Annotated in this window: 9 protein-coding genes; 5 read left to right on the top strand and 4 right to left on the bottom strand. The window is 44.4% G+C overall.

What is annotated here, in order from left to right; all coding sequences use genetic code 11:
• The first annotated feature begins 415 nt into the window (after positions 1 to 415).
• Complete coding sequence (locus tag ACQEXU_RS19640) at positions 416 to 1054, top strand: YchE family NAAT transporter (RefSeq protein ID WP_367988504.1); 639 nt, start codon at positions 416 to 418, stop codon at positions 1052 to 1054.
• A 101-nt stretch (positions 1055 to 1155) separates the two neighbouring features.
• The gene (locus ACQEXU_RS19635; protein WP_427012009.1) at positions 1156 to 2007 is read left to right on the top strand and encodes an ion transporter; all 852 of its coding nucleotides are present in this window, start codon (positions 1156 to 1158) and stop codon (positions 2005 to 2007) included.
• Positions 2008 to 2070: 63 nt separating this feature from the next.
• On the opposite strand, the gene asd is transcribed toward ACQEXU_RS19635, so the two are convergent.
• Positions 2071 to 3183: an aspartate-semialdehyde dehydrogenase gene (gene asd / locus ACQEXU_RS19630; RefSeq protein WP_427012008.1), complete on the bottom strand. Its 1113-nt coding sequence runs from the start codon at positions 3181 to 3183 to the stop codon at positions 2071 to 2073.
• A 418-nt stretch (positions 3184 to 3601) separates the two neighbouring features.
• Here asd and nhaC point away from each other — a divergent pair, with 418 nt between their 5' ends.
• Complete coding sequence (gene nhaC / locus ACQEXU_RS19625; RefSeq protein WP_427012003.1) at positions 3602 to 5038, top strand: Na+/H+ antiporter NhaC; 1437 nt, start codon at positions 3602 to 3604, stop codon at positions 5036 to 5038.
• 168 nt (positions 5039 to 5206) lie between these two features.
• Here the strand turns inward: nhaC and bamC are convergent, their stop codons facing one another.
• Entirely contained in the window at positions 5207 to 6232 is a 1026-nt protein-coding gene (bamC, locus tag ACQEXU_RS19620) for an outer membrane protein assembly factor BamC (protein ID WP_367988502.1), read from the bottom strand.
• A 53-nt stretch (positions 6233 to 6285) separates the two neighbouring features.
• The gene (dapA, locus tag ACQEXU_RS19615) at positions 6286 to 7164 is read right to left on the bottom strand and encodes a 4-hydroxy-tetrahydrodipicolinate synthase (RefSeq protein WP_367988501.1); all 879 of its coding nucleotides are present in this window, start codon (positions 7162 to 7164) and stop codon (positions 6286 to 6288) included.
• A 319-nt stretch (positions 7165 to 7483) separates the two neighbouring features.
• Between dapA and ACQEXU_RS19610 the strand changes: the two genes are divergently transcribed.
• Together ACQEXU_RS19610 and bcp are read left to right on the top strand one after the other, a co-directional pair.
• Positions 7484 to 8026 (top strand): glycine cleavage system protein R, encoded by a 543-nt coding sequence (locus tag ACQEXU_RS19610; protein WP_367988500.1) that lies wholly within the window; start codon positions 7484 to 7486, stop codon positions 8024 to 8026.
• A 15-nt stretch (positions 8027 to 8041) separates the two neighbouring features.
• Positions 8042 to 8509, top strand: a complete 468-nt coding sequence (gene bcp / locus ACQEXU_RS19605) for a thioredoxin-dependent thiol peroxidase (RefSeq protein WP_427012002.1) — start codon at positions 8042 to 8044, stop codon at positions 8507 to 8509.
• 61 nt (positions 8510 to 8570) lie between these two features.
• Here the strand turns inward: bcp and ACQEXU_RS19600 are convergent, their stop codons facing one another.
• On the bottom strand, positions 8571 to 10442 hold the full coding sequence (locus ACQEXU_RS19600; protein WP_427012001.1) for a methyl-accepting chemotaxis protein: 1872 nt from the start codon (positions 10440 to 10442) through the stop codon (positions 8571 to 8573).
• Positions 10443 to 10498 lie beyond the last annotated feature (56 nt).

The following is a 10498-nucleotide window of genomic DNA, read 5'->3' as shown; positions in this document are numbered from 1 at the left end:
TAGACAAAAAAGGCACTTGTGTACGAGCTTTTACGTGCTACTAGGAGTATATCCGAGCTCGTTATACACACTAGCATTCGGACAGTTTTTTATTAAAAATGTGCGAATGTTAACAGTTGCACAAAATTCTATGCCTTCAGGTCCATATTGTATGTAACAAATTGTGCTATTTGTTTTCACCTATTGTTCAAAAATTAGTATTTCTCAGTTATGAAAAGGATTACACGTTAGTTTTTTTCATTCGCTCCATGGAGCTTTTTCGCTTACATTACTCAACAATATCTGTCAGTTACCCTTTAAGGTGTACGCAAGAAGTCTCGCGAATCACGCCTGCACTCTCTCATTTACCTCGTGCGTCACTGTTAGATATTCATTCCGTTCTATTCTCCTTCGGGACCTTGTGTGAGATGTCTCTATGCAAACTTTTGAGATAGCGATTTTTTTACAGTTTTTTCTTGGTTTAGTTGCAGCTGTTAACCCAGTCGGCATTATGCCCGTTTTTGTTTCCTTGACTGGCCACATGACCTTAGAGGAAAAGCACAAAACAGCGGCGACCGCAAATTTTGCCGTTGCCATTATTTTGATTGTTTCTTTATTTGCAGGTCAGATGCTGCTGGATATGTTCAGCATCTCGTTGGATTCTTTCCGTGTTGCTGGTGGCCTATTGCTATTAAGCATCGCCTTTTCGATGATGAGCGGTAAGCTGGGTGAAGATAAACAAAACAAACAAGAAAAATCAGAATACGTAAGCCGAGAGCAAATTGGTGTCGTGCCACTCGCAATGCCTTTAATGGCAGGTCCGGGGGCTATCAGCTCGACCATTGTTTACGGAGCCCGCTACCCTAGTGCTCTGGACACTGTGGGGATCAGTATTACAGTTGCTGTTTTCTGCTTGTGTTCGTGGCTTTTATTTCGCTCTGCGCCTTTGATTGTCCGCTTCCTTGGTCAAACGGGTATCAACGTTATTACGCGTATTATGGGCCTGATCCTTGGCGCACTAGGGATCGAGTTTATCGCAAACGGATTACGCAATCTGTTCCCCGGCCTTGCCTAGCGACGGCTAAGAGCTCTTCTATACTCTAGGTTTATCTAAAACTTACCTGACTATATAAATAGAGGTATGATATGGCTAACCACAGGAAGCCATTAAGTATCATGCCTCGACACTCTCTCAAACATCACCTTTACGTTATCATTTTCGGGACCCACACCCCGGCAGGCCGTGCATTTGATATCGCGCTGATCATCGCGATTATCACGTCACTCTTGGTGCTCATCCTTGAGTCCTTACCAACGGTGATGACTGAGTGGTCACAAGAGCTACGCTATATCGAGTACACATTTACTGCATTATTTACAGTTGAGTACCTGCTACGGCTCTACTGTTCACCAAAACCGAAATCTTACGCTACTAGCTTTTATGGCGTGGTGGATCTGTTAGCTATCTTGCCAACCTATCTTGCTATTTTCTTCCCCGGCGCTTCGTTTATGGGGGTTGTACGTTTGCTACGGGTCATGCGAATTTTCCGCATACTTAAACTCGTCCGTTACCTGCAAGATTCAAACATCTTGCTCCGCTCATTATTAATGGCTCGTAGGAAGATCATCATTTTCTTCAGCACAGTGGGCATCCTTGTCACCATTTTTGGGGCACTGATTTTTGTCATTGAAGGCCCACACAATGGCTTTACTAGTATTCCAAAAAGTATTTATTGGGCCATTGTGACCATCACAACCGTCGGCTACGGTGATATGGTGCCACAAACTCACTTAGGTAAAGCAATTGCATCGCTGACGATGTTACTCGGTTACTCGATTCTCGCGGTTCCGACCGGGATCATCACGGCTGAACTCAGTAATGAAATGAGTGCGCACAAACAATTGGTGAAGTGCCCAAATTGCAATCGCTCCGGCCATGATTCAGATGCCATGCACTGTAAGCACTGCGGCAGCGAGCTCGCGGATCCCGATAAGCGCGTTGTCAGCCAAGAAAACCAAAACAATTAACGGCACCACAACTGGAAACATAAAAAAAGCGCCAATTGGCGCTTTTTTCGTTCAGTTTCTCTATTATTTTTCAGCAAGGATGATTCGCAGCGTACGACGTAGCGGTTCTGCTGCACCCCATAACAGCTGATCACCAACAGTAAAGGCGTTCAGGAAATCGTCTCCCATTGCCATCTTACGCAGGCGTCCAACAGGAATCGATAATGTACCTGTCACTTTTGCTGGCGTTAGCTCTTGCGCTGTTATGTCACGATCGTTTGGAATCACTTTCACCCAATCATTGTGTGTCGCGATCATCTCTTCAATCTCGTCCATTGGCACATTCTGCTTAAGCTTGATTGTTAGAGCCTGAGAGTGACAACGCATTGCCCCGATCCGTACACAAGTACCGTCGATTGGTACTGGTGCATCTTGGAAACCTAAGATCTTGTTTGCTTCAACACCCGCTTTCCACTCTTCCTTGCTTTGGCCGTTGTCACGTTTAACGTCAATCCAAGGGATCAATGAACCAGCCAGAGGTACGCCAAACTGATCCGCAGGGAATGAGTCGCTACGCATGGTGTCCGCAACTTTCTTATCAATATCTAAAATAGAGCTTGCTGGGTTTGCCAGCTCAGAGCTGACTGCATCGTTGATAACACCCATTTGTGAAATCAATTCGCGCATGTTTTTCGCCCCTGCGCCAGATGCCGCTTGATACGTCATAGCACTGGTCCACTCCACTAACCCTTTCTCAAATAGGCCACCTAAACCCATTAGCATAAGGCTAACTGTACAGTTACCACCAACGAACGTATTGGTACCACCATGAATGCCTTGCTGAATCTGTGATAAGTTCACCGGATCCAGAGTGATGATTGAATCTTCTGCCATACGCAATGTTGAGGCTGCATCAATCCAGTAACCTTTCCACCCCGATTGACGTAGTGCTGGGTAAACTTTTTCTGTGTAACTACCACCCTGACAGGTAATAACAGCGTCTAGCTGCTTTAGGCTTTCAATATCAAAAGCGTCCTGAAGCATACCTGCATCTTTACCTAAGTTAGGGGCAGGAATACCCACTTGAGAAGTACTGTAAAAAACGGGCTCAATAAGGTCAAAATCCTTCTCTTCAACCATGCGCTGCATTAATACCGACCCCACCATGCCACGCCAACCAACTAAACCTACTCTCATCATGTACTCTCCATGTAATCAAATCTAAAAAGGTGATGTCTCAATAGTTCAATTTTCGAATAAAAATCTCAAGAAAAAAATGCCTCTTTACGTAACTTTTCTTTCACTTGGCTAAATTTTTCTGTGGAAAGTGAATTTTGGCACCTTTTCATTCTCCAATTCCCACACATGAACAAAAAGCATTCAGATTTCATATATCGATTACATGATGTAACACAACAATCTCACATTACAAAACATTTCAGATCATTAAAATTAACCATTTTTAGCATTTATAACTATACAATTTAACCATCACAGATTTATATCACATCAATACGACATTAATTCGAAATATAACTCCGTTCATTGTAAAGTACGCGTCATTATAAAAACGAGTTAACCATTTATTAGCTCTTAAATCAGACAGAGGCTCTTAATGATGCAGAACTCTCCTCGTTTACCTAGCTTATTGCAGGTAACCCTTTCGCTAGGATTTTTCCTGCTGTTAGCATTTTCTTTTACCGCAAAACTTAACTTGCCGATTCAGTTAGCTTTGTATATTGGATGGTTTGTGATCATTGCGCTGGGTGTTCGCCTAGGCCACAAGTACAAAGCATTGGAAAAAGCGGCGCTCAATGGTATTTCAAATGGCCTAGGAGCTGTGCTGATCCTATTAGCTGTTGGGGCATTGGTTGGAACATGGATTTCAGGCGGCATTGTACCCACGATTATTTATTACGGCTTGAAAGCGATCCACCCTTCTATCTTCCTGCTTGCCACTATGATCATTTGTTCATTAACCGCACTGGCAACCGGTACCTCTTGGGGTGCGGCAGGTACCGCCGGAATCGCAATGATGGGGATTGGACAAGGCTTAGGTGTTCCAGCACCAGTGACCGCAGGGGCAATCCTGTCTGGCTGTTATTTTGGCGATAAGATGTCTCCTTTATCTGATTCGGTGATCCTTGCATCTTCCATGTCGAATGTCGAAGTCATGGAACACATCAAGGGCATGCTGCCAATCGCACTCATTAGCTACATCATCACTGGCGTTATGTTTACCGCATTTGGCTTCCACTACGCTGGTAATGTCGACATGTCTCAGGTGCAGTCTGTCATCAAGGCCATGGAACAGCAGTTCTATATTACCCCATACTCTTTTGTGCCAGTCCTCATCGTTCTGGGTTTATTGGCTATGCGTATGCCATCATTCCCTGTGATCAGCTTTGGTTCGTTGCTTGGTATCGTCTGGGCAGTGATGATCCAAGATGTCGACTTCCTACAAGCTTTCAACACGGCTTGGGCGCCATACCATATCGAATCTGGTGTGCCATTTATTGATTCAATCCTTAACCGTGGGGGTATGTCATCCATGCTCGGTTCGGTTGCTGTAATTGTCTTTGGCCTTGGTTTTGGTGGCTTATTAGATAAAGTGGGCGTATTAGAAACTATCGCCAAACTGTTTGAAAAACGCGTCAATAGCTCAGGCTCATTAGCAACCAGCACCATTGCAACAGCCTTCATGGGTAATGTCTTTGGTTCTGCAATGTACGTTTCTCTTATTCTTACCCCGAAAATCTGCGCGAAGAACTATGACCGTTTAGGCTATAAACGCAAAAACCTATCACGTAATGCGGAATTTGGTGGCACACTGACTTCCGGTATGGTGCCATGGAGTGATAATGGTATTTATATGGCGAGCATTTTAGGGGTCGCTACCCTCTCTTATGCTCCATTCATGTGGTTAAGCTTTGTCTGTATCATTGTCACAATCTTAACGTCGTATATGGGCTGGTTTGTCGACAAGTGCGAGCCACAAGCAGTGGTCAATGAAGAAGTTGAAGAGCAAGAACTTCAAAAACAAACCGCTTGATCTTAACGGATACAAAAAGAGCGCCTACATGGCGCTCTTTTTCTTTCTCGCTTCTGGCCGATAGCAATAACAGGAAGCTTGCTGTCTAGCTCTACCATTCAAACCGAATTAAAAGCAAAACGCCCGATGATGTTCATCGGGCGTTGGATTTTATATCGAGCGCTGAAATTATTTCGCTTGCTTATCTGCAACCGCTGATAGCACTGGCACCATATCTTTCAGTAATGCTTCTTCCACTGGCTTACCAGCAGAGTCTGTCACGTTGATAGAGGTTCGGTTACCCAAATCACCCAGCAAGAATGTGTACGTGCCTGACTTAAGACCAATCGGTTTCAGACCAACTTCTTGCCAAAACGCATCATCCGGCTCAGCATACTTAGCCTTGATGGTTCCTTGAGATTGGTTGCGCTCTTCCAATGTAAAGCCCATTGCTGGCAGCAACGATGGCGCACGTTGCCACAAAACGTTGTATGGTGTGCGTGCAATAATAACTGGGAAGCCACTACGGTCAGTACCCAGTGATATTGGAATTTGCTTCACTAATTCTTGTGCTCGACGCGCCGCTTCTTCGCGTAAATCACGATCGTAACGAGCGGTCACTAAGTTCGTCATTAGTGCGTTGTAACGTTCTTTATTGGTGGCAGAAACAGGCATTTGCTTACCGCCTTCACGCCAGTCAATCAGAGAAATTTTGAACCCGTGACGATTATTCGCTTCAACACGTGTAATTTCATAACGGCTACCCACTTCCATGTCTTCGTCTTCAGACTGCCAACTCACCCATTCGGTTTCAATGCGTTTATCAGTTTGGGAACGAATCGCGATGTTTTGCTCCGCGAGCATTTTCTCAGCCGTTTGCCACACTTTTTGTGCTTCATCTTCACGTAGCAGCCAAAGTGTCACTTCACCATCTCGGTGTTCAGCACGAGCACCCGGGATCAACTCCAGAACTTGCTGCGGTGGTCGAATATCGACTTCTTTACCGATGCCACCAGCAAAATCCCCTTTAGGGATCTGATAGTTGGTGTAGTACTGGCGCTTAGAGCCAGCAGGAACCTGCCACTCAGATAGTGATGGTGTGTCTAAGTATTCAAAGTCATCTTTCGCCTGACGACGCTGAGATGCACCACCAGAACAAGCCGTTAAAACAAAAACAGCTAGTGAACTCAAAACTAGCTGGTGTGAATATTTCATTGATACTCCCGGACAATTAAATGCCGAAGCTTAGCCTCGGCAATCCATATAATTTAGTAGATACAAGCTTCCGTCATCGCTTGAGCGACAAGTGGTCGAGCGCCTTCAGACAATTCAGTAAGAGGCAGACGTAGGCCACCATGTGCAATTAATCCCATTTTATGGGCTGCCCACTTAGCTGGAATTGGGCTTGATTCGACGAATAAGTTCTTGTGCAGCGCCATTAATCTCTGATTAATGATTTCTGCTTCTTCAAACTTGCCTTCCAATGCCAAATGCATCATTTTCGCCATATCTTCTGCCGCAATATTATTCGTTACCGAGATAACACCTTGGCCGCCACGTTTTACAAATTCCAAGCCTGTCGAATCATCGCCACTTAGTAAGATAAAATCTTCGCCACAAAGTTCACGGTGAATTGCAATTCTTTCTAGATCGCCAGTTGCATCTTTCAGCGCAACAATGCTGTCGATCTCAGCAAGGCGAGCAACCGTCTCTGGTTGTAAGTCTACCGCTGTACGGCCTGGTACATTGTACAAAATTTGCGGCACATCGCTCTCTTCTGCAATCGCTTTATAGTGCTGGAACAAACCTTCTTGGGTTGGTTTGTTATAGTACGGTGTCACACTCAGGCAACCAGAAATGCCAGAGTTGTTTAATAAGCGGCTGAAGGTGACCGACTCATGCGTTGCATTTGCACCAGTTCCTGCGATCACAGGAATACGACCTTCGGCAAATTCAACCGTTTTTAAGACAACCTTGACATGCTCTTCTACAGTCAGCGTAGATGATTCACCAGTCGTACCAACGGCAACAATACCGTCTGTACCCGCAGCGACATGATACTCAACCAATTTCTTAAGGCTTACGTAGTCAACTTCGCCATCGTGATTAAACGGTGTAATTAACGCTACTATACTTCCTGAAAACATGTCTCTCTCCCTCATTTCGTTTCTTTTTGCATGGTACTGTAAGGCGATTGAAAAAGACAAGCTATTAAACCCGCTTAAACCACCTAATTGAGTGAATATTTATCAGATGTTAGAGATCCGGCAAATTACGCCTTTTTCATCAAAATTTGTCATGTTGAAGTAAGGTTTCCACGACGCTGACGAGGATTATGGGAAATGCGTTGGGAAACTAACCAAAATAGCGTTTTTCACTCTAGAAAGCGACACGATAGATTGTTTTTATCTTCACCAACTATGCTAAGCTAGCATTAATAATGATAACAAAGACCAAAGTGATATTATGATTCAGCATCTGGTGCTCACTGCGGTAGGTTCAGACCGCCCGGGTGTATGTAACCAAGTAGTCCATCTTGTAACTCAATCGGGTTGCAACATTGTGGATAGCCGAATTGCTCTATTCGGTAACGAGTTCACACTGCTCATGCTACTTTCAGGAAATAATGCCGCGATCACTCGTGTTGAAACAACACTGCCTCTGCTCGGGCAGGAACACGATTTGATCACTATGATGAAGCGTACAGCGAAACATGCACCACTCAACAATGCTTATACACTTGAGGTGTTTGTAGAGTCTGACGACAAACCCGGTTTAACCGAGAAATTCACGCAGTTTTTTGCTGACAGAAACATCGGCTTATCGTCGCTCAGCGCTCAAACCATCGACAAACAAAAAGTTCAGTCTCAACAAGACCAATTCCATATTGCAATTACCGCGTTTGTCGATTCAGAGATCAACCTCGTCCAACTTCAAGAAGAATTTGATGAGCTTTGCCACACCCTTGGTGTGCATGGTTCTTTAAACTTTTTTCAAAGCAGTCAATAAAATAAAGGAAGAAGAATGAATACGCTTACTGCGGGTGCAAAAGCACCTGCTTTTTCACTCCTTGATCAAGACGGCAATACCGTCACTCTTTCAGATTTTGCAGGTAAAAAAGTTCTTTTTTACTTCTATCCTAAAGCAATGACGCCCGGCTGTACTGTGCAAGCTCAAGGTCTGCGTGACACGAAAGCTGAATTAGATGCGCACAATGTTGTGGTATTGGGTGTCAGTATCGACCCAGTAAAACGCTTAGGTAAATTTATTGAGCGCGATAACTTAAACTTTACTCTACTGTCTGATGAAGACCATGCCGTTGCGGAGCAGTTCGGTGTGTGGGGCGAGAAGAAGTTTATGGGTAAGGTGTACGACGGCCTGCACCGCATCAGCTTCCTGATCAACGAAGAAGGTGTGATTGAACACGTGTTCAACAAGTTCAAAACCAAAGATCATCATGAAGTGGTTTTAAATTACCTGAACCAAGCATAAATACACTTGGTAACCTCCTACAAAAAAGCGCCAGTTAGTAACTGGCGCTTTTTATTTATCATTACACAATAAACTTATTCAAAATTGCATCTTGTTCACGCACATTTTCTGTTTGAACTTGCATTGCAACGCTTGAGCTTTCAGCCGCATCCGCCACCTGTGTCGACAGATCTTTAATCTTCACAGTATTACTGTTGATCTCTTCGGCGACTAAACTTTGTTCTTCTGCAGCCGAGGCTATCTGCATATTCATATCCGTGATCACCTGAATTGACTCACTGATACGTTTTAGCGCCTCATTCGCGGCTTGAGCTTTGTCTACCGCATCAACTGTAGTGTTCTTACTTTCATTCATAGCAGCAGAAACCGAGCTTGCACCTGCTTGAAGTTGCTCAATCATGCTACGAATTTCAGTGGTTGATTCTTGTGTCCGCTGCGCAAGAGTACGAACTTCATCAGCCACAACAGCAAAACCACGCCCTGACTCCCCTGCTCGAGCTGCCTCTATCGCTGCGTTCAGTGCAAGCAAGTTGGTTTGATCGGCAATATCGTTAATCACCTTCAAAATGGTCTCAATATTTGCGGTAGCAGACTCTAACCCTTGCACTTCTTCAACCGCTTGATCAATACGAGCTGCCAACGCATCAATTGATGCAGTTGTTTCACCCACGATGCCAGAACCATCACGTGTTGCATCATCGGCTTCTTTCGCAGCTGATGCCGCTCCTTGTGCGTTATTCGCCACTTCTGTCGCTGTAACGGCCATTTCGTTCATAGCGGTTGCTAATTGCTCTAACTCATGCAATTGACTGCGCATCGCTTCTGCAGATTCTTGCGCGCCAACAACGGTCATTTCTGTACCACGTAGAATTTCAGCCCCGATCGCTTTCGATTGAGTAATCTGGTGTTGTAAGGTTTGTGTGAAGGTATTAAAACCTTCGGCTAAGGTAGCAAACTCTTTGTCTGTGTTGGTATCTAAACGTTTAGTTAAATCACCTTGGCCAGAAGCCACATCTTCAATTGCTTCGTTAAGCACACCTAGCGGTTTCATTAATGCCTTAATCAAGAATGTCAGAACAACAATACTCAAAACCGCACCAATGATGACATACAGAATAGAGCTATTACGCATCTTATCTATAGCAGCAAACGCAATCGACTCATCAACAATCGCCCCGATATACCAACCTTCTGAAGGGACTAATTCGAAATCAATGAGATAAGAAACCCCATCAAGCTCAACGCGCTGACTACCTTGCGATATTTTGACGCCCGGTAGGTATTTTTCTAGCTTCTCACCATTATTTTTGACATCAGGGTGAGCAATGGTTGTCCCATCTTCAGTGACAATAAACAGATAACCCGCATCCAATAGGTTAATGCTATTGACTAGTGTCGCTAAGCCACTCAGTTCCATATCGTAGAACATTGCAGCAGTAAACTGCCCATTGTCTTTGACCGGTGTCCCGATTGAAATAATGACATTCTTAGTCGAGACATCAATATATGGCGCGGTAACGACCAGTTGACCTTTGCTTTTTGCATCCTGATACCAAGGACGTTTACGTGGGTCATAATCAGGGCCGACATCCCAACCGTCATCATTTTCTAGTACAAAACCGTTAGATTCATATCCCAACCCAACAGCGAGAAAGCTCCCTTTTAGTTCAGGGCTCTCTAACACGTTCTTGATGTAATCATGATCTTGTGGGTGAAGTTCAATAACTTCAGTGATCGACTGAGCTAGAGATTTTTTACTGTTCATATCTGACGTAACAGTATTTTGCACCCCCTTCACCATTTCAGTGAGGCTGTTGTCAACCAATGCCTCTACTTCGGATTTTACGGTACTTAGCTGCTGAACGGATAGCAAGCTAACGGTGACAAGCAGTAACGCAGACGATGCTGCGACTATTTTTTGGCTAAACTTCATACTCTTCCTCAATCTGAAATCGGTGCTTTTTTTATCGTTATTTCCCTTTATCGCCC

Source organism: Vibrio sp. TRT 21S02 (assembly GCF_050113675.1).
Taxonomy (GTDB): domain Bacteria; phylum Pseudomonadota; class Gammaproteobacteria; order Enterobacterales; family Vibrionaceae; genus Vibrio.
The sequence above is the reverse complement of the archived record's forward strand: the minus strand, read 5'-3'. Positions and strand labels throughout refer to the sequence as shown.

Bases quoted from the DNA above. Each gene is read 5' to 3' on its own strand.
- bamC (WP_367988502.1), bottom strand. From the start codon at position 6,232: ATGAAATATTCACACCAGCTAGTTTTGAGTTCACTAGCTGTTTTTGTT.
- nhaC (WP_427012003.1), top strand. From the start codon at position 3,602: ATGATGCAGAACTCTCCTCGTTTACCTAGCTTATTGCAGGTAACCCTT.
- ACQEXU_RS19600 (WP_427012001.1), bottom strand. From the start codon at position 10,442: ATGAAGTTTAGCCAAAAAATAGTCGCAGCATCGTCTGCGTTACTGCTT.
- ACQEXU_RS19635 (WP_427012009.1), top strand. From the start codon at position 1,156: ATGCCTCGACACTCTCTCAAACATCACCTTTACGTTATCATTTTCGGG.
- asd (WP_427012008.1), bottom strand. From the start codon at position 3,183: ATGAGAGTAGGTTTAGTTGGTTGGCGTGGCATGGTGGGGTCGGTATTA.
- bcp (WP_427012002.1), top strand. From the start codon at position 8,042: ATGAATACGCTTACTGCGGGTGCAAAAGCACCTGCTTTTTCACTCCTT.
- dapA (WP_367988501.1), bottom strand. From the start codon at position 7,164: ATGTTTTCAGGAAGTATAGTAGCGTTAATTACACCGTTTAATCACGAT.
- ACQEXU_RS19640 (WP_367988504.1), top strand. From the start codon at position 416: ATGCAAACTTTTGAGATAGCGATTTTTTTACAGTTTTTTCTTGGTTTA.
- ACQEXU_RS19610 (WP_367988500.1), top strand. From the start codon at position 7,484: ATGATTCAGCATCTGGTGCTCACTGCGGTAGGTTCAGACCGCCCGGGT.